The 26,418-nt window shown below is 57.4% G+C and carries 20 protein-coding genes and 1 pseudogene; 11 read left to right on the plus strand and 10 right to left on the minus strand.

The window, feature by feature from the left end; translation table 11 throughout:
- The first annotated feature begins 3 nt into the window (after positions 1 to 3).
- The 8 genes and pseudogenes from urtE to JXR15_RS20545 all read left to right on the plus strand — a co-directional run.
- A complete protein-coding gene (gene urtE / locus JXR15_RS20510) occupies positions 4 to 699 on the plus strand; it encodes an urea ABC transporter ATP-binding subunit UrtE (RefSeq protein WP_422055059.1) in 696 nt (231 codons plus the stop codon).
- A gap of 232 nt (positions 700 to 931) precedes the next feature.
- Entirely contained in the window at positions 932 to 2,047 is a 1,116-nt protein-coding gene (locus tag JXR15_RS20515; RefSeq protein WP_422055060.1) for a LacI family DNA-binding transcriptional regulator, read from the plus strand.
- 22 nt (positions 2,048 to 2,069) lie between these two features.
- Entirely contained in the window at positions 2,070 to 3,422 is a 1,353-nt protein-coding gene (locus JXR15_RS20520; protein WP_422055061.1) for an ABC transporter substrate-binding protein, read from the plus strand.
- 82 nt (positions 3,423 to 3,504) lie between these two features.
- The gene (locus JXR15_RS20525) at positions 3,505 to 4,746 is read left to right on the plus strand and encodes a carbohydrate ABC transporter permease (RefSeq protein ID WP_422055062.1); all 1,242 of its coding nucleotides are present in this window, start codon (positions 3,505 to 3,507) and stop codon (positions 4,744 to 4,746) included.
- Positions 4,743 to 5,951: a carbohydrate ABC transporter permease gene (locus JXR15_RS20530; protein WP_422055063.1), complete on the plus strand. Its 1,209-nt coding sequence runs from the start codon at positions 4,743 to 4,745 to the stop codon at positions 5,949 to 5,951. The genes JXR15_RS20525 and JXR15_RS20530 overlap by 4 nt, the downstream gene beginning before the upstream one ends.
- Positions 5,948 to 7,216, plus strand: coding sequence for an MGH1-like glycoside hydrolase domain-containing protein (locus JXR15_RS20535; protein WP_422055064.1), 1,269 nt, complete (start codon positions 5,948 to 5,950; stop codon positions 7,214 to 7,216). Before JXR15_RS20530 ends, JXR15_RS20535 begins: the two co-directional genes overlap by 4 nt.
- Complete coding sequence (locus JXR15_RS20540; RefSeq protein ID WP_422055065.1) at positions 7,216 to 8,265, plus strand: ABC transporter ATP-binding protein; 1,050 nt, start codon at positions 7,216 to 7,218, stop codon at positions 8,263 to 8,265. Before JXR15_RS20535 ends, JXR15_RS20540 begins: the two co-directional genes overlap by 1 nt.
- 332 nt (positions 8,266 to 8,597) lie before the next feature.
- Positions 8,598 to 8,780 (plus strand): annotated as a pseudogene (locus JXR15_RS20545) (IS3 family transposase); the annotation flags it as partial.
- A 61-nt stretch (positions 8,781 to 8,841) separates the two neighbouring features.
- Here the strand turns inward: JXR15_RS20545 and JXR15_RS20550 are convergent.
- The 7 genes from JXR15_RS20550 to JXR15_RS20580 form a co-directional block, all read right to left on the minus strand.
- Positions 8,842 to 9,453 carry a histidine phosphatase family protein gene (locus JXR15_RS20550; protein WP_422055066.1) on the minus strand — a complete coding sequence of 204 codons (612 nt, stop codon included), beginning with the start codon at positions 9,451 to 9,453 and terminating at the stop codon, positions 8,842 to 8,844.
- Entirely contained in the window at positions 9,450 to 10,511 is a 1,062-nt protein-coding gene (locus JXR15_RS20555) for an ABC transporter ATP-binding protein (protein WP_422055067.1), read from the minus strand. Before JXR15_RS20555 ends, JXR15_RS20550 begins: the two co-directional genes overlap by 4 nt.
- 20 nt (positions 10,512 to 10,531) lie before the next feature.
- Entirely contained in the window at positions 10,532 to 12,283 is a 1,752-nt protein-coding gene (locus JXR15_RS20560; RefSeq protein WP_422055068.1) for an ABC transporter permease, read from the minus strand.
- 106 nt (positions 12,284 to 12,389) lie between these two features.
- Positions 12,390 to 13,715 (minus strand): ABC transporter substrate-binding protein, encoded by a 1,326-nt coding sequence (locus tag JXR15_RS20565; RefSeq protein ID WP_422055069.1) that lies wholly within the window; start codon positions 13,713 to 13,715, stop codon positions 12,390 to 12,392.
- A gap of 157 nt (positions 13,716 to 13,872) precedes the next feature.
- A complete protein-coding gene (locus tag JXR15_RS20570) occupies positions 13,873 to 15,117 on the minus strand; it encodes a sigma-54-dependent transcriptional regulator (protein ID WP_422055070.1) in 1,245 nt (414 codons plus the stop codon).
- A complete protein-coding gene (locus JXR15_RS20575) occupies positions 15,089 to 17,119 on the minus strand; it encodes an ATP-binding protein (protein WP_422055071.1) in 2,031 nt (676 codons plus the stop codon). The genes JXR15_RS20570 and JXR15_RS20575 overlap by 29 nt, the downstream gene beginning before the upstream one ends.
- Positions 17,119 to 18,399, minus strand: a complete 1,281-nt coding sequence (locus JXR15_RS20580) for an ABC transporter substrate-binding protein (protein ID WP_422055072.1) — start codon at positions 18,397 to 18,399, stop codon at positions 17,119 to 17,121. Before JXR15_RS20580 ends, JXR15_RS20575 begins: the two co-directional genes overlap by 1 nt.
- Positions 18,400 to 18,612: 213 nt before the next feature.
- Between JXR15_RS20580 and JXR15_RS20585 the strand changes: the two genes are divergently transcribed.
- A complete protein-coding gene (locus JXR15_RS20585; RefSeq protein ID WP_422055073.1) occupies positions 18,613 to 19,119 on the plus strand; it encodes a winged helix DNA-binding protein in 507 nt (168 codons plus the stop codon).
- Here the strand turns inward: JXR15_RS20585 and JXR15_RS20590 are convergent.
- The 3 genes from JXR15_RS20590 to JXR15_RS20600 all read right to left on the minus strand — a co-directional run bounded on the left by JXR15_RS20590 (position 19,116) and on the right by JXR15_RS20600 (position 21,982).
- Complete coding sequence (locus tag JXR15_RS20590; protein WP_422055074.1) at positions 19,116 to 20,417, minus strand: TRAP transporter large permease; 1,302 nt, start codon at positions 20,415 to 20,417, stop codon at positions 19,116 to 19,118. The genes JXR15_RS20585 and JXR15_RS20590 overlap by 4 nt on opposite strands.
- A 3-nt stretch (positions 20,418 to 20,420) precedes the next feature.
- Complete coding sequence (locus JXR15_RS20595) at positions 20,421 to 20,945, minus strand: TRAP transporter small permease (RefSeq protein ID WP_422055075.1); 525 nt, start codon at positions 20,943 to 20,945, stop codon at positions 20,421 to 20,423.
- Positions 20,946 to 21,022: 77 nt separating this feature from the next.
- Entirely contained in the window at positions 21,023 to 21,982 is a 960-nt protein-coding gene (locus JXR15_RS20600; RefSeq protein ID WP_422055076.1) for a TRAP transporter substrate-binding protein, read from the minus strand.
- A 106-nt stretch (positions 21,983 to 22,088) separates the two neighbouring features.
- Between JXR15_RS20600 and JXR15_RS20605 the strand changes: the two genes are divergently transcribed.
- Together JXR15_RS20605 and JXR15_RS20610 are read left to right on the plus strand one after the other, a co-directional pair.
- Positions 22,089 to 25,682 carry a hydantoinase B/oxoprolinase family protein gene (locus JXR15_RS20605; protein ID WP_422055077.1) on the plus strand — a complete coding sequence of 1,198 codons (3,594 nt, stop codon included), beginning with the start codon at positions 22,089 to 22,091 and terminating at the stop codon, positions 25,680 to 25,682.
- A gap of 94 nt (positions 25,683 to 25,776) precedes the next feature.
- On the plus strand, positions 25,777 to 26,415 hold the full coding sequence (locus JXR15_RS20610; RefSeq protein ID WP_422055078.1) for a hypothetical protein: 639 nt from the start codon (positions 25,777 to 25,779) through the stop codon (positions 26,413 to 26,415).
- Positions 26,416 to 26,418 lie beyond the last annotated feature (3 nt).

Genomic DNA, 26,418 nt, shown 5'->3' on the forward strand with positions numbered 1-26,418 from the left:
ACTATGTTGAAACTTCAAGACCTTACCTTGCACTACGGGCACTCTCAAATTCTCAACGGAGTTTCGATGCAAGCTGACCTCGGAGAAGTGACTTGCGTGATGGGCACCAACGGAGTTGGTAAAACCAGCTTGATCAAAGCCATTTCGGGCACGCACGCGAGATCAGGCGGCAGCGTCGAGCTGGCAGGCAAAATGCTGGACGTTATGCCAGCGCACAAACTGGCGCATAAGGGGATCGCTTATGTGCCACAGGGACGGGAGATCTTTCCTCTTCTGACAGTGCGCGAAAACCTAGAAACCGGGTTTGTTTGTTTGCCACCCGCCGAGCATTTCATACCGAATGAGATTTTTGAACTCTTCCCGGTTTTGAAGCAAATGCAGAGCCGGCGTGGCGGGGATTTGTCCGGCGGACAGCAACAACAACTGGCTATTGCCCGGGCACTAATCACCAAGCCGCGGTTGCTGCTTTTGGATGAACCCACAGAGGGCATTCAACCCAACATTATTCAGCAAATCGGTGAGGTGATCCGACAACTCAGAGATAAAGGTGACATGGCAATTGTTCTTGTGGAGCAATATTTTGAGTTTGCCTATGGGCTGGCAGATAGGTTCGTGGTCTTGCGTCGAGGCGAAGTCATGATGGCTGGCAAAAAAGGCGCTGTTGCAAAAGAAGATTTGCTTAAAGGTGTCTCTGTGTGAGGTGAAGAAAACATGCGGTAAACAAGCCGTGCGCGCCAATTGAAGTGAGGTAAAACACCTCATCTGCGGCGGACAAGTAGCCGTCAAAGCCGAAAGGCTTCTGATCTCAGATTTTTGATCCAATTTGCACCAACCGCCAACGGTCGTTTCAACCAAATTGCAAAAAGTCGTCAAAACCTCTTGCCGAAACCGGTTTCGGAAACTTTTCTAGTCATCCAAGGGAGGATGACGCGTGCAGACTGGTTCGACAAAAACATCTAATGAACAGCCGCGGCGTGCCCGTACACGGGTGACAATTGCGGATGTTGCCAACCATCTTGGCGTGACCAAAAGCACGGTAAGTCGAGCGCTGAACGGCTATGCCGATATTTCGGACTCCACACGGCTGCGCATCAGTCGGGCGGCGGAGCGTCTTGGGTATCGCCCGCTCAGCCATGCTCAAGCAATCCGCACGGGACGGGTGCGGTCGCTTGGGCTGGTGCTTCAGGTCGACAACGAAGACAGCGCGCGCCCTTTTCTTGCGGATTTCATTGCAGGGGTCACTCAAGCAGCGAGTGCCGAGAATTGGACCGTCACAATTGCAACCGCCGAAACCGAACGCGGGGTGCAGGAAACGCTGTCGCGTCTTGTCGACGAGCACAAAGCGGACGGATTTATTCTTCCGCGCACGCGGTCACGTGACAAGCGCGTTGAGGCTCTGCGTGCGCAAGACATCCCGTTTATCATGTTCGGGCGTACCGAAGATCCGTCAGGATGTTCTTGGTACGATATCAAAGGCGAAGACGCGATGCGTGCGGCAACGGCACGCCTTGCGAGCCAAGGGCACAGGCGGATTGCGCACGTACCAGGCGGCAGTGAATACACCTATTCCAAGCTGCGAATTGACGGGTTCCGCGACGGCTTGACCGCCGCCGGCCTCTCGATTGACCCGGCCTTGATCACTTCACCTGCGATTACACATGACGCTGGAGAGGCTGCTACGCGGTCCCTTTTGATGTTGGCAGAGCCACCCACAGCGATCACCTTCGCTGTGGATCGCGCCGCACTTGGTGCCTACCGGGTGGCGCAAGACTTGGGACTACGCATTGGAAGCGATTTTTCAGTGATTGCTTATGACGGCATTCCTGAAGGCGCCTATGCGAACCCTGGCCTTACGACCTTTGCGGTCAACAGCCGTCAGGCGGGGGACCGGCTAGCATCATTATTGATCAAACGAATTCGGGGTGCCGCTCCGGAAGAACTTCGCGAGTTGGCTCCGGCCACGCTCGTTGAGCGGGGGTCAGATGGGCCTCCACGTCTGACACCCGCCGAATTGGCGCAGTGTCTAAAGGACATACAAAAAACGTGAAGTCCAATGGGAGGAACCAACAATGAAACTTCAGAGAAAAACCAAATTATTGAGCAGCGCAGCACTTGCGCTGGTGATGGTGTCGGGTGCCGTCAATGCGGATACGATCCGGTTCTGGACAACCGAAGAGCAACCTGAGCGGCTCGCTAAGCAGCAAGAAATGGCGGCTGAGTTTCAGGCGGCCACCGGCACCGAAGTCCAGGTCATTCCGGTGACAGAATCCGACCTGGGCACACGCGCGACGGCTGCATTTGCCGCCGGCGATCTGCCTGACGTGATTTACCACCCGCTGCAATATGCGCTGCCTTGGGCAGAAGCCGGTATCTTGGATACCGAGGCTGCATCAGAAGTTGTCGAAGGACTTGGCCAAGGCACGTTTGCACCTGGCCCACTTGCGATGGCAGCTGTTGAAGGGGGAGTAGCCTCCGTTCCTGTAGATGGTTGGACCCAAATGATCGTCTACCGTGCGGACAAGTTCGAAGAAGCTGGCCTAGAAGCGCCAACGTCGTTCGCCAATGTCGTTGCGGCACTCGACAAGCTCCACAACCCACCAGAGATGTACGGTTTTGTTGCCGCAACAAAAGTGGATGAAAACTTCATGTCACAGGTGCTGGAGCATGTGTTCCTCGCCAACGGCGTTTCGCCTGTGAACTATGACGGGGCGGCTGCGCTTGATCCGGCTGCAACCACCGAGGTGCTCGAATTCTACAAGGCAATTGCCGAAGCCTCTCCTCCCGGTGAGTTGTACTGGAAACAATCGCGTGAGCTGTTCTTTGCCGGACAAGCGGCGATGATCATCTGGTCACCATTTATTCTGGATGAGTTGGCCGGTTTGCGCGACAGCGCTCCGCCCACAATCAATGACGACCCTACATCGTCCGAGCTGGCATCAAAGACCGGCATCGTAACCAACTTCTCTGGACCGTCGAACCCAGATGGGGCCGCATGGGGCGATGTGCGTTACTTTGGTATCACCAATGATGCTGACACTGATCTGGCTATGGATTTTGTGAAGTTCTCTATGGATGAGGGCTACACCCAAACACTGTCGATTGCGCCGGAAGGGAAGTTCCCGGTGCGTCGCGGCACGGCAGATGAGCCTTCAAAATTCTCAGAGGCCTGGTCGATGTTGCCTGTTGGTGTGGACCGCAAAGCACCTCTTGGCGACCTATACGATCAAGCAATGATCAACGAAATTGTTGGTGGTCTGGATGTCGCCAAGCGTTGGGGTGTTGCCGAAGGTCAGCTGGGACTCGCCTCCAAAATGATCAACAGCCAAGTCATCAACCGCGTGGTGCGACTGTACATTGACGGCGAAATTGATGCCGCCGCCGCTGTGGCCGCAATGAACGAGCAACTTTCTGCAGTCGAGTAGAAGTTGGCTCCATGCCCTGCTCCGACATCTGTCGGGGTAGGGATACCAATTATTCCGACCAATGGGTTGACCGGAGACCTTCATGAACATTGCAACCCCTCCTAAAGGGCGCGGCCCGCTGGCAAAGCGCGAAGCCCGGCTGGCGTGGTCTTTGCTGTTGCCAACGATCACGATGGTGTCGTTGGTGGTGATTTTACCGCTGCTTGCGATTTTCTGGATCAGTTTTAAGCCCATTGGACTCGCCGACCTGCGACCTCCTGCACCCGTGTTGCGCGAGAGTTTGCGTGGATCGGGAGACGACTTACGGATCGAATATCGGTTGCGAAATTCGAGCCAAGAAACGGAAATAACCGACGTCACGATACGTGACACCTGGCCTGAAAGTCTGATTGTTGCCGGCGACTTACCTGCAGGATGTCATTTGGAAGGCACCGTATTTGCCTGTGACCTGGGCACTTTAGAACCTGGTTTCAATGAACGGCTGCGTGTGCCGGTTGCGTTAGCTGATGGCGCCGACAAAGATACGGCGGAAGACGCCGCCGAAGGCAACAAACCGCAGGTGCAGGGCAACGCAGAGTCTATCCTGACAAACTTCGAGTTTACGCTCGACAACTTCGCCAAGGTTTTTGACGGGGACGAATTCTGGTCGGTGATGTGGGTCACGATCTTTTACACAGTGTTTGGTACCGTTGGGGCATTGCTTTTAGGCCTGTTTGCAGCACTGCTTTTAAACAAGAGTTTCCGGGGGCAGGGCATCCTGCGCGGGCTCTACCTGTTTCCATATGTGGCCCCGGTGATCGCGGTGGCATTTACCTGGGTCAACCTGTTTGATCCGTTCTCGGGGTCTGCGAATGCGCTGCTTCTGCAGATGGGAGTGACCAGTGAGGCCATCAACTTCTTTGGACAGCGGCCGCTCGCGCTCATCATGGTGACTGTGTTTGAAATCTGGCGCTATTTCCCGCTCAGTTTTCTGTTCATCCTTGCACGGCTTCAATCAATCGACACCGACATGTACGAGGCCGCCGATATGGACGGAGCCTCGCCGTTTCAGAAATTTTGGTACCTGAGTTTGCCAATGTTGTTGGGCATCCTGTCGGTCCTCTTCCTGCTGCGATTCATTTGGACGTTCAACAAGTTTGACGACATCTTCCTGTTGACTGGCGGCAACGCAGGAACACGCACATTGACCGTTAACGTCTATGAACAAGCGTTTGCGGTCTCAAACATCGGTGCGGGTGCTGCGGTGGCGGTTATCATCTTTGGCTGTTTGTTGGTGTTCAGTGTTTTCTTCTTCAAGTTTATCAGCCGGGAGGAAGGGCTATGAGCCTCTTACGGTATGGATATGTGAGTGGCCCCGTCATCGGCGCAATTTGGCTCTTTGTCCTCGCGACCACCATGTCGGTCACAATGTCCTTCGCCACCGGCGACGCGTTTAGACCAGCGTTGGCATCATCATTGGTTTTGGGAGCTCTGGCAGGTTGGATCGCAGTGATGCCCCAAAACAAAATCACAAAAATTGCCATGATCTCGGTTTTTGTTTTTGCAATATCCCTCACCGGGTTTGGCCCGACCGTGATGCAAAGCACCGCAACGTCTCAGGGATTTGTCGCAATCATGCTTGCCCTTGTGATGGGCTGGTCAATTGTCGCGATCATGGCAGACGTGCCGTTTGGCAGCTTGTCGCGGCATGAAATGGAAGAGGCCTGGATCCGTTTTTTGACTGGGTTTGGCTATATTTTCTTCACCGCAATCGTGTTGATCCCGTTCTATGTGATGGTGATGACTTCGCTGAAGTCCCAATCAGACCTTCTGCAAAATCCGCTGGATTTCTCGCTGGATCTCGACAAAGGCGCGGCCCTGTTTCGCAGCTACTATGAGCTGTTCCGGGACTTCAATTTTGGCACCTATATGTGGACCAGTTTCTATGTCTCAGTGCTGACTGTTCTCATCACGCTCGCGTTCTCCATCCCAGGGGCTTACGCCGTCGCGCGCTTGAATTTTCGCGGTCAAAAGGCCTTCTCGCGCTCAATTCTCTTGATCTACATGGTGCCAATGATCGTTTTGGCGTTGCCAATTTACATTGCGTTTTCTGTCACTGGCCTGCGCAATACGGTGATCGGCATCATTCTGATCTATCCGGTCACAACGATCCCCGTGGCGCTCTATATGTTGCAAGGCTATTTTCGTGGCTTGCCGCCGGAGGTGGAAGAAGCGGGGCTTATGGACGGTTTGAACCGCCTGCAGGTTATCTGGAAAATCACACTGCCTTTGGCTTTGCCCGCGCTGGCATCGGTGAGCCTGTATGTCTTCATGATTGCCTGGAACGAGTTCCTGCTGGCTTTCATGCTGTTGGACGATCCTTCGAAATTCACACTAACGCGTGGCGTCGCCATGCTTAACAGCTCAGAAATTCCCCGCGAACATCTGATGGCAGGGGCGGTCATTGCGACCGTGCCGGTCATGGTTTTGTTCCTCGGGTTGGAGAAATTCATGACCAAAGGTCTTACTGCAGGGAGCGTGAAAGGATGAACGCGCAAGCTATGCCAGATATGGATGAACAAGCGCGCGCGATTTTGCGCGGCAATGATCGCGGCGGATACACCGTGCCGACCGCTGGATTATACCCTTATCAATGGAACTGGGACAGCGCCTTTGCCGCCTGGGGATTTGCGACCTTCGATGTCGAAAGAGGCTGGGATGAAATTGAGACTTTGTTCTCAGGCCAATGGGGCAATGGCATGGTGCCCCACATTCTGTTTCATCGCCCTGATCCCGGCTACTTTCCGGGACCTGAGGTGTGGGGCGGCATAGGGCCCGTCGCCTCATCAGGCATCAGCCAGCCACCTGTCGCCGCGAGTTTTGCGCGGCGGATTTTTGATCTTGATCCAGAGGCCGGCCTTCCAGTGGTGGCTCGTCTCTATCCCAAGATGCTGGCGTGGCACCGGTGGTTCATGGAATGGCGTCTGGATCAGGGCGCTGTCTGTATCACGCATCCATGGGAAGCAGGCCGAGATAACACGCCAGATTGGGATGGGGCGATGGCGGGCATCGATCCCAAAGATGTTGGGGACTACACTCGTCGAGACACCTTCCACGTTGATCCGGAGATGCGCCCCACGAAGTACGATTACGACAGATATGTCTGGTTGGTGCGACTGGGCCGTCGTTTAAACTGGGATGAGGCGGCCTTGCTGGAGCAAAACCCCTTCCGCGTGGCCGACCCGACAATGACATTCACCCTTTTGCGCGCACAGCGTGACCTGGCGGCGCTGGGCCGTATTCTGAAAGAAGACGTCAGCGAAATCGAAGCTGCAATCGCCGTTTTGGAGGCCGGGGCCGAGACGCTTTGGAACGCCGAACTTGCCAGCTATGACGCGCGCGACGTGCGCTCAGGCCAATGGGCCAACTGCGTATCCAACGCCTCCTTTCTGTGTTGGTACGCCGGTATCCAAAACCCGGCCATGGAAGCGCAATATGACCGCATCACGTCGGTCTGCACCTATCCGGTTCCCAGCCACGACCCTAGCTCTGACCGGTTTGATCCCAAACGCTATTGGAGAGGGCCAACCTGGGGCATCATGAACGCGCTCATCGGGATTGGCTTACAGGACTGCGGCCTTGTTGAAAGAGCAGAAAATCTGCGCACATCCACGGCTGACTTGATCCGTGAATACGGTTTTGCCGAATATTTCGACCCTCTTACAGGAGACGCCGCAGGTGGGGGCACATTCACTTGGACTGCGGCTGTATGGCTGGGCTGGGCCTCACCGTCACGTCCAAAAGGAGCGTTCTAATGGGATCGATCAAGCTTGAAGGCGTCGAAAAATGGTTTGGCGATGTCCAAGTCATCAAAGGCATCGATCTTGACATAGAGGACGGCGAATTTGTCATTTTTGTCGGCCCGTCCGGGTGCGGAAAATCCACACTGCTGCGGATGATCGGTGGCCTTGAGGAGACCTCACGCGGAGCCATTCGGATCGACGGTCGCGACGTGACGGCCGAGCCACCGGCAAAACGTGGCCTGACAATGGTGTTCCAAAGCTATGCGCTTTATCCGCATATGAGCGTGCGCGACAACATGGGGTTCTCGCTCAAAACCGCTGGTGCACCCGAGTCTGAGATTGACGAAAAGGTCAATCATGCAGCCAGTGTGCTGAAGCTGGAGCAATACCTCGACCGACGCCCCAAGGATCTGTCTGGCGGCCAACGTCAGAGGGTTGCGATCGGGCGCTCAATAGTACGCGACCCCACGGCCTTTTTGTTTGACGAGCCATTGTCGAATTTGGACGCGGCACTCCGGGTGGAGATGCGTTACGAAATTGCCAAACTTCATCAATCCCTTGGATCAACGATGATTTATGTGACGCACGATCAGGTCGAAGCGATGACGCTTGCGGACAAGATCGTGGTCCTGGAATTTGGCAAAGTTGCACAGGTCGGCTCGCCACGGGAACTTTATGAACGTCCTGCCAATCTTTTTGTGGCGCAGTTTATTGGCTCACCAAAAATGAATGTCATTCCATGCAGCGTAAAAGGGTCTTCGTATAGCCTCCCTGGCGGGCGTGGCGGCGACTATCAGGGTGCTGGCGAAGCTACCCAGCTTGGCATTCGCCCAGAACACATGGAAATTGTGTCTGTTGGAGAGGGCGCGTTGGACAGTGTGATTGATGTCGTCGAGTATCTAGGCGCCGACTGTTTTGTCATCTTGGACTGTGGCGCGTTGGGGAAATTAACCGCCCGCGTATCTGGAGAAACCAGTTTGAAATCGGGCGACAGAGTTGGCTTGAGTTTCCCGACTGACCGAATTCATTTCTTCGACAGCGACGGAAAGACGGTTTGCTGAATTTAAGCCTCGAGGCGCCGCCGCTTTACCGCCTCGGCAATCGGCAAAGCGTCTTCAAACTCGACACCATGGTATTGGACAGTGCTGTCCATCTAAGTGGTTTTCTCATCGGCCACTCCTGTGTGGTTACGGTGAGCAACAAACCTTCTCTAAGTGAACAACCCAATTTGGACCCTTTCGCGCCGACGTCAGACATTTCGCGCGCCAAAAGCCATGAGGTTTAGGTTCATCGAGGCACCCCGTAACAGCTTTCTCACCTACCGGCTGTGTAACGTCATGAAGGTCAGTCCCGGAGGCTTACGGGCTTTCCGTAACCGTCCAGCCAGCCGCCTGCAGCGGTCGAAGCCTACTTCAAGACAATCAAGGCTGAATTGCTGTGGCCGCAATCTTGGCGGGCGCGTCGCGACGCTGAAATGGCCACCTTCGATTAAATCAATGGGCCCTATAATCCGCGCCGCCGACATTCAGCCCTCGGATGGAAATGCCCCTTGGCCTTCGAACGAAAGGCCGCTTAAGTGAGCAATCGGAGCGGCACCAAAGCGCAACAGGTCCATTTGGCCTTTCGACCTGATGGCCTCAGGCGCAGGTAGTCGGAACGCCATGTGGCGACCAGAGCGTTTCTTGTCCCATTTTTACGTCGTAAACCACGCCCTGCGGACGATCCAAGGCCTCTATGTCTTTTTGTGATAGGCCACGAATGAGACCGCGGATCATACAAAGCGTCACGGAATGGGACACAAGGATGGTTGGGCGCTCGAGTTCACTCAAAAAAGCCGCACATCGGCCGCGTAGCACGTCAAAGCCTTCGCCTCCAGGTGCCGTCAGGAAGAGCCGCATCATCTCGCTGTCTTCAAAGGTGTCGTCAGACCCCACGATGTCCCGGTAAGTTTTGCCTTCCCAGGCGCCAGCATTGATCTCTGCCACCAAAGGATCCAGCCGGGGCAGTTTGCCAACAGGCCCGAGCGCGATGCGCGCGGTTTCTTGGGCGCGACCTAAGGGGCTGCACACCGCATCAAAGCGTTCAATGCCATTGATCTGTTTCAGGATTTCTCCCTGTTGGCGGGCTTGCGCCCGCCCCAGGTCCGTGAGTGGTGAGTTTTTGCGGCCCTGAAGCCGGCCCTGCCGGTTCCATTCCGTCTCGCCGTGACGCAACAAAAGCAGGCGCGGGCCGGAGTACGTAAAACTCATGAGGCAACAATCACCGCTTCATTGGTGTTGACCTTCAGGTGCACATCACTGCCGGTGTCATGCCAGTCATGGCCCACGTGGTGGAACTGATCGACAATCATCTCTGTTCCGGAAGTGCGCACGATGTAGCGCACCTGGCTGCCCATAAACTCGCGGTGCAGGATGGTGCCGGGCAGGGTGTCAGCGCCTGCCTGATCCACAATCTGCATGTTCTGAGGTCGCAGAACAATGGAACCCGCCCCTGCGTGGCCGTCACTGAGCGGCAGCACATCGCCAGCACTGGTGCGGAAACGCTTGGCGCTGCCGTCGCTTTCCACCTGTCCACCTAGGATATTGGCGGTGCCAAGGAACTCCGCCACAAACAGGTTTTCCGGCGTGTCATACAGAACCTGTGGTGTGCCAATTTGTTGGATCACGCCTTTGTCCAACACCGCCATGCGATCGGCAGTGGTGTTGGCCTCTTCCTGATCGTGGGTCACAAAGATGGTGGTCAGGCCAAGCTTGCGTTGCAGAGCCAGCAATTCGCGGCGCATTTGCACCCGCAGGCTGGCGTCCAGGTTGGACAGTGGTTCATCGAGCAACAACACTTCCGGTTCCACAACCACAGTGCGCGCCAAGGCGATCCGCTGTTGCTGTCCGCCGGAGAGTTGGTTGGGCATCCGGTCAGCCAGATGGCTCAACCCCACAAGGTCCAGCGCGGCGTCTACCCTTGGCGCAATCTCCGATGCAGGCATTTTGCGTTCCTTGAGACCAAAGCCGACGTTGTCGCGCACCGACATATGTGGCCACAGCGCGTACGACTGGAACACCATACCCACATTACGCTTCCACGGCGGCAGGTTGACCACATTGCGCCCACCAATGCGGATGCTGCCTTGCGGTGTTGGTCCAAACCCCGCAATGGAGCGCAAGAGTGTTGATTTTCCAGAGCCGGAGGGGCCGAGGAAGGCGAAAAATTCGCCCGGTTGAATGTCGAGGTTCACCCCGGTCAACACCTCGGTGTCTCCAAAGGAAAGGTGCAGATCGTTGATTTCAATTCCGACCATTTGATTTGTCATAGTTCTATACTCCCGCACCTTTAGTGCGACTGATCCGTGGATTTGAATTTCTTGTCACGCTCAATCATCAGCTGCGACAGGAAGGTGCCGAGGCCGACGATGATGACTGCAACCACACCAAGGGCTGCGCCAGCGCCACGTCCGGACGGCGTTTGCATAAAGAGGTAGATGCCATAGGCGAGCGGCGCGTCACTTTCTGAGCTCACCAGCATGATGGTGGCTGAGAGTTCCACCGCCGCAGTGGCAAAGGAGGTCACAAAGCCTGCCAGAATGCCGCCCGACATCAGCGGGATCACGATCCGGCGGATGGTGGACCCTTTGGTTGCGCCAAGGCTCTCCGCAGCTTCTTCCAAAGCGAGCGACACCTGTTGCAACGCGGCGGTACAAGCACGCAATGCATAAGGCAGACGTCGGATCATCAGGGCCAACGCAATGATCACCCACCAGCTCGCCATCGGCTTATCCGTGAATGGGATGTCGATGGAGTGGAACACCCGCAGGTAACCAATGCCCAACACGACACCCGGCACAGCCAAAGCGGCGGTCGCGAGGTAGTCCAGAGACTTGCGGCCCCAGATGCCGGTGCGGATCACGATATAGGCAATAGCGGTGCCAATGATCACATCCAGCACAGCTGCGATGCCCGCATAGATCACCGTGTTGGTGATGAACTGCTTCGAGTTCTCCCACATCACGATGTAGTTCTGGATGGTGAACCCGTCAGGCAGCGGCGCAAAGCTCCAGATGGTGGCAAAGCTGAGTAGTGTCAGGCCGATGTGTGGGCTCAGCACCAGAATGAGGATGAAGGCCACAACCGCGAAGGCGGCAATCTTCTCCCCGGTGCGCAGGTCACGCCGAGACAGACCGCCGCCACCCTTTTGAACCGTGGAGTAGTCTTTGCCACGCATCACAAGGAAGGACGCCCAGAGCGAGAAGATTGAGAAAGCCACCAGGATAAAGCTGATCACATAGCCCATCGGGTCGCTGATCCCGATCGAGCTGATCCGCAGGAAGGCCTGTGGTGCGAGCATGTTGTTCACGTTGAGCAGCAGGGGGGTGCCCAGATCGTCAAACACCTTGATGAACACCAGCGCGGCACCCGCCACATAGCCGGGCATGGCCAGCGGGAACACAATCCGGCGGAACAGACGCATGCCTTGCGAGCCAAGGTTTTGCGCAGCCTCTTCCATCGAGCGGTCGATGTTGCGCAGGCTGGTGGAGAGGTTGATCAGGATAAACGGGAAGTAATGGATCGACTGCACCAGAATGACGCCGTTGAGCCCCTCCATAAAGGGGAGGTTGATGCCAAACTTCTCTTCCATCAGCAGGTTGAGCGTGCCGTTGCGGCCGAAAATCAACTGCATTGCCACCGCGCCGACAAACGGCGGCATGATTAGTGGGATGAAACCTAGGCTTTGGATCACCACCGAGCCGGCAAAGTTAAAGCGGGTGGTGATGTACGCCAAGGGCAGGGCGATGACGGTGGCAAAGACCACAGACATGGCGGAGACGTAAAACGAGTTCCAGAAGCTTTCACGGAACAGCGACGTGCGGAAGAAATCCACAAAGTTCTGCAGCGTCAACGCGCCGGTGTTGGGGTCCAGAAAGGCAACGTAGATCACCTGAAGGACGGGGATGATCAGCAGACCGATCAGCAGGATGGCAATGATCAGCGCGGCGGCATGAAGCCCGGTGACGCGCGGAAAGATCGACGCCGGAAGACGGTCAAGCAGAGACTGACCGCCGGTGGAGTGCGGCGAGGCATTCGACATGGGAAATTACCCGAGAATTTAGAGGAGAGTGGCTTTGGTGCCGGGGAGTGACCTGCACCACAGCGCGAAGGGCGGGGCAGCATGGTGCCGCCCCGCGGGAGGTGCGTTACAGAGCGGAGGCTTTGTCAGCCAGCTCTTTGGCTTTGCGGTAGTTTTCCACCACCATAGCGTCCCAGCGCTGTTCAACTTCGGCCTGGCGCTCGCCAACCGTGTCGGTGGCTTTCTTACGCTTTTTGGTGAAGATGCCAGCAAACTCCGGATCCAGGGATTTGGCTTCGTCGATCGGGTTGGCGTCGATCAAGGCGCGGGCCTCTGCGATCAGCGCTTTGGCCTCCGCATTGTCCCCACCGGCGTGCTTGGCCTCAGCAACTTGAACCGCACCAACGGCGGCACGCAGATCGTCCAGACGGTAGGTGATCATCACGTCAAACATAGAGTTCACCAGATTGTAACGTGCACCGGATTTGGCAACGTCAAACTTCACAGCCGCCCCAATGGAGCCATCCTCAAACGGGTTTGGGAAGCCTTCTGGTGCACTTGCGTAAGTCGCTGGGTTGATGGGCAAGCGCATGATCGCCGGATCCAGCAGCACTTCCTGACCGGCAGGGGTCAGCAGGTATTCCACAAAGGTTTTGGCAGCTGTCTCGTTTGGTGCGTTGTTCACCACTGCGATGTTGGCGGGCACCAGGGCTGTGACCTCAGGATACGCAAAATCAACCGGGAAACCGGAGGCTTTGGAGCTGAAGCCAAAGAAGTCGATCACAATGCCGAGGCCGAAGTTGCCGGTGTTCACGCCATCCGGCACACCAAAGGAGCGTTCGGTCACGGTGGAGAAGTTGCCGCCAATCCATTTCCATTCGGCCCAGCCTTTGTCCCAGCCTTCGCCTTGCAGTACTGTTTCCACAGTCAGGTGGGTGGTGCCGGAGCGCGATGGCGCGGACATGCCAACGTGGCCATGATAGGCCGCGTCTTTGAGCTCTGCCCAGTTTTTGGCAGGCGCCAGTTTCTTGGCTTTCAGGTAGCGGTCGTTCCACATGATGCCGTACCCGGCAGCGGCAAAGCCATAATATTTGCCGTCTGGATCATTCATCGGATAGGCACCGATTTTTTCCGGAATGCCGTCGGAGTTGATCTCGACCGAGGCCAGCAGCCCGTCACCTTTGAGCACTTCAAAAGCGTCCGGTGCGGAGGCCCAGAAGATGTCCGCCGTGTTGGCGTCTGAAATTTCTTGAATGTATTTCACACCTGCGGAGGTCTTCTTGTTCAGGATCTCCAGATCAATGCCCGGGTTGGCCGCTTCAAAAGCCGCCTCAATTGGACCGGTCATCGAGTTGGGGAACGAGGTGACCACAACCACCTTGTCCGCCGCAAAGGCTGCGGATGCGGAGCTCAGGGCCAGAGCGGCCACAGATGCGCGAAAAGTTCGTTTCATATTTTCCTCCCATGGATGGGCATCACAAGTATAGCCCAACAATGGCCAAACCCTAGCGAGCCAATATGAATTGGCTCAACGGATGATTTCGAAACCGTTTTGATTGTGGGTTTGGGTCAAATTTGACACGTGCAATTGTGTCAAATTTGACCGATTTTCAATCGATGCCGCAGTGCTTTAGGCGCAGGTAAAGCCGCTTGCGCGGGACACCAAGCAACTCTGCCGCCGCCGCCTTGCGTCCACCGCTTTGAATCAGCGCGTTGCTGAGCAGCTCGCGCTCGTGCCGCAGCATGGCCTCGTCATAGGTTTCCGTGACGGCTGCTGAGGCCCGTTCGTCCAGACGTACGGTCAGGCCCACCACCAGCTTTTCAGCCACATTGCGCAGCTCCCGCACGTTGCCGGGCCAGGTGTATTTGCCAAGCGCATCCAGATCCGGCACCGGCAGCGCCTTTTGCGATTTGCCATGGCGTGCGGCGGCGCGCTGAATGAAGTGGTCCAGCAGGACAAATACATCCCGCCCACGCTCTTTGAGCGGCGGCATCTCAATCTGGGCCACATTGATCCGGTACAGCAAATCGCTGCGCAGCTTGCCCTCGGCCAGAAGCTCCTCTGGCTTCTGACTGACCGACGCCACCACACGCGGCGCATCCCTGCTGTCAAAAATCCGCAGCAACTGCGCCTGCAGTTGATCGGACAGGGCTTCGACATCCTGCAAATGCAAGGTGCCGCCTGATGCCCGCGCCACCGCGCCACCCTCTTCAAACAACGTGCGCTCAATCGTGTCTTGCGACACGGCGGAACAGTTCACCACAACAAAGGCACCACCTGCATTGGGGGACAGATCGTGGATTGCCCGCGCGGCGGCGGTCTTGCCGGTGCCATCTTGCCCCCACAACAACACATCCACTTGCAAGGGCGCCACCGCTTGCAGGTCGCGTCGCACAAACCGCATGACTTTGGAGCGCCCAACTAGCCGTTCTTCCAACGGCAACGTATCGCGCGTCTTGTGTTGCAGGTTGGTCAGTTCTACCTGCAGGCTGCGCATCTTTAAGGCGCGCAAAACCACTTGATGCAGGTGATCTGGATGCACCGGTTTTTCCAAGAACTCAAAGGCCCCGTTGCGCATCGCCTGCACCGCAACCGGCACATCCCCGTGTCCGGTGAACAGGATCACCGGCACATCCGGCGCAAGCCGTTTGACTTCTTCCTGAAAGGCCAGCCCATCCATGCCGGGCATGCGTATATCGCTGAGCACCACACCGGGCCACTCCGGGTCCAATGCTTCCAGAGCGTCCGCCGCGCGGGCAAACCCTTTGGCGGCCAGTTTATGCTTTTCTAAGGTGTCCAGAACCGCGTCGCGCAGATCGTCGTCGTCATCCACCAAAATTATCTGCGACTGCATCTGCTCCCCCTGTGCGTAGAACAAGCGTTGCCGTTGCGCCCGGCCCATCCGTGTTGGGGCTCAGTTGCAAGTCGCCGTTCAGGTCTTTCATGATGTTGTAGGAAATCGACAACCCCAATCCCAGCCCCTTTCCAACCTCCTTGGTGGTCACAAAGGGGTCCAGCGCCTCGGCAGCGGGGATCAGGTCAAATCCCGCGCCATTGTCGCGCACCGTGAGATGCACGGCATTGTCGATCAGTTGGGCGCTGATGGTGATCTGGCTTGGCCGCTCTGCTTGCTGGGTGGCGTCCAGCGCGTTGGAGAGGATGTTGACCAGCACCTGTTCGATCAGGATTTTATCCCCGATCACAGCCAATTGGGGCAGGTCATCCGTCACCGTGATCTCGGTGGCCTCCTGCGCAATCCTGGCTTTCAAGAGCGCAAGAGAGTCGCTCACCAGTTCATCCAACGGAAGCCTGTCTTCGCTGAATTCCGAGCGTCGCGCAAAGTTGCGCAGATAGGCAATGGTGCGGGTCATGCGCTCTATCAAACCATCCAGACGTGACAACTGCCGCGCAGTCATCTCGGCATCACCTTCCGCCACATAGCCGTCCAGCAATTGCAACCGGTGCTGCATCGCGGCCAGAGGTTGGTTCAGCTCATGGGCAATGCCGGCCGACATCTGTCCCAGCGCGGCCATCTTCCCAGCTTGGATCAATTCCATCTGCGTTTGTTTGAGAGTCTCTACTGCGCGGCGGCGTTCCTGCACCTCCCCTTCAAGTGAGGCCAGAGCGGCGTCACGTGTTTCAATGGAACGCTCAAACTCGGAAATCGCCACCGAAAGCTGCACAATCTCGTCGTCTTCTTTGTTTGGTGGCAGTTTTAGATTCTGACCTTGTGCAATGTCGCTGAGGTTTTTGGTCATTTGCCGCAGCGGGCGCACAATGCCACTGCGCACATAGCCAAACAAAACCACCACCCCCACTATGGCGGCCAACAGGGTCAAACCCACCAGCCAACGGATTGCGACAGCAGACGCCCGTCGGGCTTTATCGGTGTCGTCAAGAATGCGCGCCCGTTGCTCTGCGCCTGCCGTGGACAGGGTCGATTGCAGTTTACTCAGATCGGCCTGCAACGTGGAGAGGCTGGTCAGAATCTGCGCCTGTCCGTCCAGCCAGGTGCGACGCAGGCTGAACACCCCTGTCTTGCTGGTGGCCACCGGCACCAACGCATCAACCGATTGGCGCAATGTGGCCAACTCCGGTTTGTGGGGCAATTGTTGTTGCAACAGCGACATGCGGACCAGTGCGTCATCAGTCAAACCACGCAGTTGTTGCAGCCGGGGGAGGCTTTCCGCAACAGCTGCCTGAAACACTAGGGTGGCGACATTGGCGGTGCCGTCTCCCAAACGCCGGACTGTGTCCCTTTGGCGGGCTTCCCCTTCGATCAAAACCGCCTGGCGCGCGCGGAAATTGGCGTCGGCGCTGTTGACGATGCTGCTCATGGCCAGCGCAATGTTGAAGGAAAAGTCACTCAGAAGCGGATCCACCTCATCCTGTACATCCGCATTGAGCCACCGCAGCGCATTGAGCTGCGTGCCCATCTGTCGCTCCGCCTGCGAAATGGCCGTTTGCAGCGCCTGAATGTGGCCCAACTCGTCTGTGACATGAGCCACCACCTCAGCAGCTTCATGGGTTTCGTTGGTCTGTGTAATGGCCTCCAGGCTGCCCAACAGCGCCTTTTTGATGTCCAGAAATTCGCCACCGGTGTTTGTACCTGTGCTCTGCCCCACAATCTGCGTGGCCATGGTGGAGAGCTGTGCCGAGTGTTCGGCCAAGGCGCTCACCGCTGCCAATGCTGGGATTTGTTCTGAGGCGATGGCGGCATAGTCGCGCTGGGCTTTTAGGAAGAATACAATTGAGACCGCCAGTACCAACCAGACAATCAAAATGATCCCGGAAATGCTGAGCAACAATCGGTTCCAGACCGACGCGCGTGGGCGTTTGGTAAAAACCGCCCGCATCAGTCGCGCACCACGTCTTGTGCAACCCGCTGTTCCAAAACGCGCAACAAACTATCGGCCTCGTGCAAACTGCGTTGCGACGCCGTGCGCCAAGATTGCACGCTGTCTTTCTGTTGGTCCGACAGGGTGGCAAAAGCATTGCCACTGGTGGTCTGTCCTTCGTTGCCAACATCGGCCTCCCCAATTGGGATGGATGTCAAAAGGCGTCGAATTCTGTGCATCTCCACTGTGGGCGCTTCCCGTTGAGCTTCCAGGGCCCGCAGTCGGCGCCAAGCCTCTCGACGTGTCTCAAACACCTCAAATACAAAGGCATCAAACAAGGCATTCACTGCCCAATACCGTTCACTGGCCAGAGCCGCATCATATTCCAGCCAATTCAACGTCAGCGCATCCTCCAAGACCTGATGATACGGCGCCGTGGCTTCTGCCCGAATGCTGGCGGAATGCGGCGTGCGGGCAATATCAGGCGCGGTCAGCAGCCTTTGGCCGGCGTCGGAAATCACAAAGTCAACAAAGTGGCGCGCCGCGGTCGGTGCGTTCCCGCCCGCCAGAATGCCTACCCGCGCGGGGGTGACCATCACCGGTGTGCCATAGACAAACGCCAGATTGTCCTCTGTCCGGGCATGGGCCAGAAAATCGATTGTCAGACCCACATCAAACCGTCCATTGGCGACGCCGTCCAACACGGTGAAGCTGCGCGCCGTGATGGTGCTTAGATTGCCGGCCAGTTCCAGCAGGTAGGCCCACCCTTCCTGCCAGCCGCGCACCTGCAACGTGCGTTCCAGCATCATATGGGTCGAGCCGGAGCGCGAGGGCCGTGCCATCGCAATGGTGCCGGTTCTGTCGGATGACAAAAGCGCGTCCCAGCCTGCGGTTTTGGCCGCCGGGCCAGACCGTTTTTGGGTCCAGCCCAAGGCAGAGTAGGCAAAGGAGTATACCTCCGGCGCCCCGGAAGTTTCTGACACCGCCAAATGTCCATTTTGGAGCAACAGCTCAAACGCTTCCGGAGACGAGGACCAAAACACATCAAACTGCCGCTCATTGCCGCGCAGCAACTCATCCACGGAGGCATTGGTGTTTTTGTTGAGCATGGCCACTTCGACATCCGGAAAACGCGCGCCAAACGCTGTCACAAATGGTTGGTAAAAGCTGGGGGGCATGGAGGTCAGCACACGCAGTTGTTCCGCCTGTAAAGTTGTGCCGAATATGCTCAGGAAACAGGCCGCAAATGTCATGGGGCCTTTGAGCCACGGCATCGCCTTCCACATCAAATTTGTCACTGTATGCCTCCCCAAGCCGATGCAATCTCTCCGTTTGGCCGAAGGGCAGGCACCGTGGCTTGGCAGCATAGCGCGCAAGTCCAAGCTGGCAACCGATGACGTGAGTCAGGTGTTTGCCGAAAAACGTACAGGATTTACTGGGTTTGCATGTCCGCAATCATGGGGGTACGCTGAGAACACGCTGGCAATTTACCGATATGATGGGGTCATACCATGGAAAAACGACGCATTGTCTCTTCGCGCCATCTCGCCGAAGGCGACGGCTGGGAAGCCTCGGAAGTCGAATACGGCATGATCATTGCATATAACGCCTTTTCGCGTTGGATGACCCGCTGCATGGCGGCGGCGGGCAATGCCGATATGACACCTTTGGAAATTTTGGTGCTGCACAATCTCAATCACCGGGATCGGGATAAGCGTCTGACGGATATTGGTTTTCTGCTCAATATCGAGGACAGTCATACCGTCAACTACGCGCTCAAAAAGCTGTTGAAAATGGGGCTGATTGAATCCGAGAAACGCGGCAAAGAGGTGTTTTATCGTCCCTCTGAAACTGGAATTGCGCTGTGTGAAGACTATCGCACCGTGCGGGATCGTTGCTTTGTCGAGGGGCTCTCGCGCCTTGATATGACCGGAGACGACATGCGTGACATCGCCTCCAGTCTGCGTTTGTTGTCCGGCCAATATGATCAGGCCAGCCGGGCGGCCGCCTCGCTTTAGCGGCTCATCAGTTCGGGCAGGTAGGTCACGATCTGCGGGAATACCGCGATCAGACCCACGCCCACCAGCAGCAACAGGAAGAAGGGGAAGGCCGCCTTGGCCACCTCCAGGATGTTGATGCCGGTCATGCCTTGGATGACAAACAGGTTGAAGCCCACCGGCGGGGTGATCTGGCTCATCTCCACCACGATCACCAGATAGATGCCAAACCACAGCGGGTCGATGCCCACGGCGGCGATCATTGGCATGATGATGGAGGTAGTCAGCACAACCACCGAAATACCGTCCAGGAAGCAGCCCAGGATGATGAAGAAGATGGTCAGCGCAAACAGCAACATCGGCGCGGAGAGGTTCATCTCGGCGATCCAGGTCGCAAGGTTACGTGGTAGACCGGTGAAGCCCATCGCCACAGACAGATAAGCCGCACCCAGTAGGATAAAGGCAATCATGCAGGAGGTGCGCGTGGCTGACAGCAGCGCATCCATAAACAGCTTCCAACTAAACCCGCCTGATAGCCACGCCAGCAGGGTCGCCAGAACCACACCCAAAGCCGCCGCGTCTGTTGGGGAGGCGAGGCCGGTGTAAATGGAGCCAATCACACCAATGATCAGCAATGCAACGGGGATCAGGTTGCGGGAGGCTTTGATGCGCTCTGCAAAGCTGAACTGTTTGGCTTCTTGTGGGATCAATTCCGGGTTCATCCAGGCGCGCACCGCCACATAGCCTGCAAAGAGGGTGATCAGCATAACGCCGGGCAACACGCCTGCGATGAACAGGCGCGCAATCGATTGCTCAGTCGCCACGCCATAGACAATCAAGATGATCGACGGCGGGATCAGCAGGCCCAGCGTGGCAGAGCCTGCCAATGTGCCAAGGATCAGGCTCTGCGGGTATCCGCGCTCGGTCAACTCGGGCACCGACATCCGGCCAATCGTGGCGGCGGTGGCAGCAGAAGAGCCAGACACGGCCGCAAAGATTGCGCAGCCAAAGACGTTCACATGCAAAAGCCGTCCCGGTGCGCGGCCAAGCCACGGAGCAAGACCGGAGAACATGTCGTTGCTCAGGCGTGAGCGTAACAGGATTTCACCCATCAGGATAAACAAGGGCAGGGCGGTGAGTGCCCAGCTGTGGGAATGCCCCCAGAATGTGGTGGCCAATACCAATCCAGCCGGCGCGTTGGAGAAGGCCAACAGCGCAACAAGCGCCACAGCGCCAAGGGACAAAGCCACCCAAAGACCTGCCGCCAAACACAGAAGAAGCAGCCCCAACAGGACCAGAGCAATAAGAGGATCAGCCATGTCTTAAACCTCGTCTGGGGTGTTGAGAACGGGGGAGCCTGTTGTCACCAGCTCCCCAAGCGTGTGGAGCAGGGCGACAAGCAGCAACCCAATACCAAAAGTCATGGCGGATTGCGGCAGCCAAAGCGGCACGGGGATGATGCCATTGGAAACATCGCCGTAATGCAGGCTTTCCAGAACCAAAGCACCACTGAAGTAGAGCGCGTAGCTGACAAAGACACTGGCCACGGTGAGGGCGAGGAATTCAGCAATGAGGACAACGCGGGGAGACAGGCGCTGCACCACGAGGTTCACGCGGATGTGCCCGCCAGAACGCAGCGTGTAAGCCATCGCCAGGAAAGTGGCTCCCGCCAGCATGAAACCGGCGAAATCTGCGTATGATGGGATGGTCGAGGGCAACACACCGGGCATCAAACGGCCCACGCCATTGAGTACGATCTGCGCGCTGATCAACAGGCAAATTGCCAGGATCAGAAAGGCGCTGAACATTCCTGCGGCCTTATAAGTTGCGTTTAGAAAACGGTGCATACAAACCTCTCCCCATCGGTTTGGTGATACAAAAAGACCGGCGGCACGGGGTGTCGCCGGTCTTTCGTGAGTGGTGGTTATTGCTGGTACGTGGTCAGGATCGACAGTGCAGCGTCAGAGGCATTGCCTTTCCAGTTGTCCAGCATTTTGGTGCCGATGCCCTGCAGGCCTTCGACCAATGCCGCGCTTGGCTCGTAAACGGTGATGCCGTTTGCTGCGAGCTCCGCGGTTTTTGCTTCAGCTTCCGCTGCAGACATCTCCCAGCCGCGGGTTTCCGCGGTGGCTGCCGCTGCCAAAACAGCCGCTTTGGTGTCGTCGCTCAGCTTGTCAAACACACGCTGGTTCACAACCACGATGTTCTTAGGAACCCACGCGTTGATCGGGCTGTAGTGGGTCACAAAATCCCAGGCGGTGGAGTTTACGCCAGTGGAGGGCGAGGTGATCATCGCCTGCACCTGACCAGTGGAGAACGCCTGAGGAATGTTGGAGGCTTCCACCTGTACCGGCGCGGCACCGGCCAGCGTGGCAAACTCTTCCAACGCGGCGTTATAGGCGCGGAAACGCAGACCGTTCAGATCGTCGACAGTGGCAATTTCGCCATTGGTATAGAGACCCTGCGCTGGCCATGGCACGGAAAACAATGGCACCAGGCCTTGCTCTGCCAGCAGCTCGGTCACAACCGGCTTCTGCGCGTCCCACAGCTTCTTGGCTTCGTCATAAGACGTCGCCACCAGCGGCTGGCTGTCGATGCCATAGGCCAGGTCTTCGTTGGACAGGCGGGACAGGAAGAACTCACCAGCAGGCACCTGACGTGAACGCACAGCGTTTTTGATCTCTGCGTGCGGAATCAGCGAGCCCGCAGTGTGCAGGGTGATGTCCAGATCGCCATTGGTGGCCTCACGTACGTCATCAGCAAACTGTGCGATGTTCTGGGTGTGGAAGGTGCTGTCGCCATAGGGCGTTGGCATGTCCCAGGCATCAGCAAATGCAGGGGCGGCGCAGGTCAACGCCGCCGTGAAGGCGATTACATGTTTCATAGGTTGCTCCCTGTTCGTTTTTACGATTCTGATAATTACATTACGTTGACAAATTGTCAGCGTTATAAACATAAAGCAACAGTAAAGTTGATTCGAGGAGAACGGCATGTCCACGCAACCAGCAGAGAAGTGGCAGTTTTGGGTCGACCGTGGCGGCACGTTCACGGATATTGTGGCCAAGGCCCCGGACGGTGCGCTGCACAGCCATAAGCTCTTGTCAGAAAACCCGGAAATCTACCGGGATGCGGCGGTGCACGGCATCCGCACGCTATTGAAACTCGACGCCGACACAGCGATTCCCGAAGGCAAAATCGCTGCTGTAAAAATGGGCACAACGGTTGCGACCAACGCACTTTTGGAACGCAAAGGCGAGCCAGTGGTGCTGCTGATTACCAAAGGTCTGCGCGATTTGCTGCGGATCGGGTATCAGAATCGCCCGAAACTTTTCGACCTCGACATCCAACTGCCGGAACTCCTCTATGATGAGGTCATCGAAATCGACGAACGTCTGGATGCGGACGGCAACATCATCACAGAACTGGATGAAAGCGCCGCTCGCGCCGCGTTGGCTGAGGCGCACGCCAAAGGCTTCCGCTCTGTTGCCATCGCGCTGATGCACGCCTACCGCTTCCCGGACCATGAACAGCGGCTTGGCAAACTGGCCGAGGGCATCGGCTTCTCTCAAATCTCTCTCAGCCATGAGGCCAGCCCGCTGATCAAGCTGGTGGGGCGCGGCGACACCGCTGTGGTGGACGCGTATCTCTCGCCGATCCTGCGCCGTTATGTGGATCAGGTCGCCGATGCGCTGGGCACCGATCAGGGGGGCTGTGACCGTCTGATGTTCATGCAGTCCAACGGCGGCCTGACCGACGCCAGCCTGTTTCAGGGCCGCGACGCTATTTTGTCCGGTCCCGCCGGCGGCGTTGTCGGCATGGTGCGCTCCGCGGCCGAACTGGGTTTTGACCAACTCATCGGCTTTGACATGGGCGGCACCTCCACCGACGTCTGCCACTACGCGGGCGAATACGAACGCTCCTTTGAAACCGAGGTTGCCGGCGTGCGCATGCGTGCCCCGATGATGTCGATTCACACTGTTGCAGCAGGCGGTGGCTCGATCCTGTCCTATCGCGACGGCCGCATGCAGGTGGGCCCAGAAAGTGCAGGCGCTAATCCCGGACCCTGTGCCTACCGTCGCGGCGGCCCGCTCACCGTCACCGATTGCAACGTCCTGTTGGGCAAACTGCACCCGGATCACTTCCCGCATGTCTTTGGCCCCAATGGCGACCTGCCGCTGGACGCGGACGCCGTGCGCGCCAAATTCGAAGCGCTGAAGGCTGAGATTGGCACCGACAAATCGGTGGAAGACTTGGCCGAAGGCTTCCTGCGCATCGCGGTGGAAAACATGGCCAACGCGATCAAGAAAATCTCGGTGCAACGTGGCTATGACGTCACCCGCTACACCATGAACTGCTTTGGCGGCGCGGGCGGTCAACACGCCTGTCTGGTGGCCGATGCGCTGGGGATGGAAAGCATCTTCATCCACCCCTTTGCTGGCGTGCTCTCTGCCTTTGGCATGGGGCTGGCCAACATCCGCGCCATGCGCGAGGCCCAGCTGGGCTGCGCGTTGGAAGACAGCAACGCCGCGGAGCAGCTGGCGGAAATCGCCGCCGCCGCCCGTACTGAAGTCGCCAGCCAGGGTGTGGCCGAAGCGGACATCATCGTGGAGCAACGCGCCCATATCCGTCCGCAGGGTGCACAGCAAAGCCTGCCGGTGGAGTTTGGCAACGCCGATAAAATGCGTGCCGACTTTATCACCGCCCACAAACAACGCTTTGGTTTTGCGCCGGACACCGATGACCTGATCATCGACGTGTTGGAGGCAGAGGCCGTGGGCCAAACCGGCGAGCCTGTGACCATGCCCAACCCCACTGGTGGCACGCGCACAGACGCAACTGTGCCGTTCCACCTCTATGGTGGTTGGCAGAACATTCCTCTGGTTGATCGTACTACCCTGGCTATTGGTGACAGTGTCACCGGTCCAGCGATCCTGACAGAACCCACCGGCACTAATATGATCGAAGACGGGTGGCAGGCCACCTGTGCGGCAGGCGGCAACCTCGTGCTCAAACGCATTGTACCGCTGGCTCGCAAAGAGGCGATTGGCACCTCGGTGGATCCGGTCATGCTGGAGGTGTTCAACAATCTCTTTATGTCGATTGCTGAACAGATGGGGGCCACTTTGGCCAACACCGCCTATTCGGTGAACATCAAAGAGCGTTACGATTTCTCTTGCGCCATGTTTGACCAAAATGGCGACCTGGTGGCCAATGCGCCCCACGTGCCGGTGCACCTCGGTTCCATGTCGGAAAGTGTGCGCACGGTGCTGAACACCAATGCAGGCAAAATCCGTCCGGGTGATGTGTTCATGATGAACAACCCGTTCAACGGCGGCACCCACCTTCCGGATGTGACTGTCATCACCCCTGTGTTTGACGCGGCGGGGGAAAACATCCTCTACACCGTGGCGTCCCGTGGCCACCACGCCGACATTGGCGGCAAGACCCCGGGTTCCGCGCCGCCCGACAGCCGCACGATTGATGAAGAAGGCATCGTGATCGACAACTTCCTGTTGGTGGATCGTGGCACCCTGCGCGAAGAGGCCGCGCGTGAGTTGCTGGCCTCCGGCCCATATCCGTGTCGCAACGTTGATCAGAACATGGCCGATCTTGCAGCACAGATTGCGGCCAACGAAACCGGCGCATCCGAGCTGCGCAAGATCACAACGCAGTTTGGCCACGGAACGGTGCAGGCTTACATGGGGCACGTGCAAGACAACGCCGAAGAAAGCGTGCGCCGTGTGCTGGACGTGCTGCATGATTGCAGATTCTCCTATCCACTGGATGATGGCGCCAAGATCGAGGTGGCTATTTTCGTAGACAAGGCCGCGCGCAGCGCCACCATCGACTTCACCGGCACCTCCGATCAAAGCCCGCTGAACTACAACGCGCCCATGGCGATCTGTCGGGCCGTGGTGCTCTACGTCTTCCGCACCATGGTGGGCAGCGACATTCCGATGAACGAAGGGTGCCTGAAGCCGCTGAGCTTGATTGTGCCCGAAGGCAGTATGATCAATCCGCGCTATCCAGCTGCGGTGATCTCTGGCAACACCGAAGTCAGTCAGGCGATCTGCGACACGCTCTATGGCGCGCTGGGCGTGATTGCCGGCAGTCAAGGCACCATGAACAACTTTGTCTATGGCAACGACACGCGTCAGAACTATGAAACCATCTGTGGCGGTACAGGGGCAGGGGACGGTTTTGACGGCACCAGCGCGGTGCACAGCCATATGACCAACACCCGCATGACCGATCCTGAGGTTCTGGAAACCCGCTTCCCGGTGCGCGTCGACGAATTTTCGATCCGTCACGGGTCCGGCGGGCAGGGGCAAACATCCGGCGGCAACGGCATTGTGCGCCGCTTGCGGTTTAACGAGCCAATGACCGTGACCGTGTTGTCATCGCACCGAGTTGTGCAGCCTCATGGCGCGCAGGGCGGTGGTTCAGGCGCGGTTGGTGAAAACAGCGTTGTGCGTGTCGACGGTGCGGTTGTTGCTCTTCAAGGCAATGACCAAGCAGACCTTGAAGTTGGGGATGTGTTTGTGATGAAAACGCCCGGCGGTGGCGGTTTTGGCGCGCTCTAGGCGCCAAAATACGCACCTCCGTGATACAGTCGCGATACAGACGTAATACCGACGTCCCAAATTCGTACATTTGGGACGTCCTTTGAGGGGCAGAATGACACAAAAACCAACCATCCTGGTGTCCGGTTACGGCTCTTGGGCCAAAGCCAGAAACAACCCCGCCGCCTTGGTCGCCGCGCGGTTGGGGCAAGAAAAGTTTGACTGCTGCAACCTTGTGGCGGTCGAGCTGGAAGTTGACACTAACGCCCTGCAAGATAACGTAAATCACCTTCTGGACGCGCACCAACCTGATGGCTGGATTGGTCTTGGCGTGTCCGGCGCGGCGGTGGTGCAGCCGGAAATGGTCGGCATCAACTGGCGCCATTTCAGCGTTCCCGACGTCACCGGCGCCCAGCTGCGCGCCACGTCAATCGTCGAGGACGGCCAGGCCGCCTACAACGCCACCCTCCCATGCGTCGAAATGGTGGAAAAACTCCGCGCCAACCACATCCCCGCCGCCCTCTCTTTTTCGGCTGGGACACACCTGTGCAATCAGCTGATCTACACGCTCGCACACACAGCGGAGAAGCGTGGAGGTGCCCTGCGGAGTGGGTTTGTCCACATCCCACAATCACCTGAAAATATTTCGGAAAAGAGTGGTTTGGAGGAGTATGGCGCGTCCATGGATCTGGCAATGTCCACGCGAGCCATCAGGCTTTGCGTTGAGCTTTTGGCAGCAGAATTAACCGCCTGAACC

This window comes from Shimia sp. (assembly GCF_049116215.1).
Taxonomy (GTDB): Bacteria; Pseudomonadota; Alphaproteobacteria; order Rhodobacterales; family Rhodobacteraceae; genus Shimia.

Excerpts from the sequence above, each read along its gene's own strand:
- urtE (WP_422055059.1), top strand. The coding sequence starts at position 4 with ATGTTGAAACTTCAAGACCTTACCTTGCACTACGGGCACTCTCAAATT.
- JXR15_RS20520 (WP_422055061.1), top strand. The coding sequence starts at position 2,070 with ATGAAACTTCAGAGAAAAACCAAATTATTGAGCAGCGCAGCACTTGCG.
- JXR15_RS20525 (WP_422055062.1), top strand. The coding sequence starts at position 3,505 with ATGAACATTGCAACCCCTCCTAAAGGGCGCGGCCCGCTGGCAAAGCGC.
- JXR15_RS20530 (WP_422055063.1), top strand. The coding sequence starts at position 4,743 with ATGAGCCTCTTACGGTATGGATATGTGAGTGGCCCCGTCATCGGCGCA.
- JXR15_RS20535 (WP_422055064.1), top strand. The coding sequence starts at position 5,948 with ATGAACGCGCAAGCTATGCCAGATATGGATGAACAAGCGCGCGCGATT.
- JXR15_RS20540 (WP_422055065.1), top strand. The coding sequence starts at position 7,216 with ATGGGATCGATCAAGCTTGAAGGCGTCGAAAAATGGTTTGGCGATGTC.
- JXR15_RS20550 (WP_422055066.1), bottom strand. The coding sequence starts at position 9,453 with ATGAGTTTTACGTACTCCGGCCCGCGCCTGCTTTTGTTGCGTCACGGC.
- JXR15_RS20555 (WP_422055067.1), bottom strand. The coding sequence starts at position 10,511 with ATGACAAATCAAATGGTCGGAATTGAAATCAACGATCTGCACCTTTCC.
- JXR15_RS20560 (WP_422055068.1), bottom strand. The coding sequence starts at position 12,283 with ATGTCGAATGCCTCGCCGCACTCCACCGGCGGTCAGTCTCTGCTTGAC.
- JXR15_RS20565 (WP_422055069.1), bottom strand. The coding sequence starts at position 13,715 with ATGAAACGAACTTTTCGCGCATCTGTGGCCGCTCTGGCCCTGAGCTCC.
- JXR15_RS20570 (WP_422055070.1), bottom strand. The coding sequence starts at position 15,117 with ATGCAGTCGCAGATAATTTTGGTGGATGACGACGACGATCTGCGCGAC.
- JXR15_RS20575 (WP_422055071.1), bottom strand. The coding sequence starts at position 17,119 with ATGCGGGCGGTTTTTACCAAACGCCCACGCGCGTCGGTCTGGAACCGA.
- JXR15_RS20585 (WP_422055073.1), top strand. The coding sequence starts at position 18,613 with ATGGAAAAACGACGCATTGTCTCTTCGCGCCATCTCGCCGAAGGCGAC.
- JXR15_RS20590 (WP_422055074.1), bottom strand. The coding sequence starts at position 20,417 with ATGGCTGATCCTCTTATTGCTCTGGTCCTGTTGGGGCTGCTTCTTCTG.
- JXR15_RS20595 (WP_422055075.1), bottom strand. The coding sequence starts at position 20,945 with ATGCACCGTTTTCTAAACGCAACTTATAAGGCCGCAGGAATGTTCAGC.
- JXR15_RS20600 (WP_422055076.1), bottom strand. The coding sequence starts at position 21,982 with ATGAAACATGTAATCGCCTTCACGGCGGCGTTGACCTGCGCCGCCCCT.
- JXR15_RS20605 (WP_422055077.1), top strand. The coding sequence starts at position 22,089 with ATGTCCACGCAACCAGCAGAGAAGTGGCAGTTTTGGGTCGACCGTGGC.
- JXR15_RS20610 (WP_422055078.1), top strand. The coding sequence starts at position 25,777 with ATGACACAAAAACCAACCATCCTGGTGTCCGGTTACGGCTCTTGGGCC.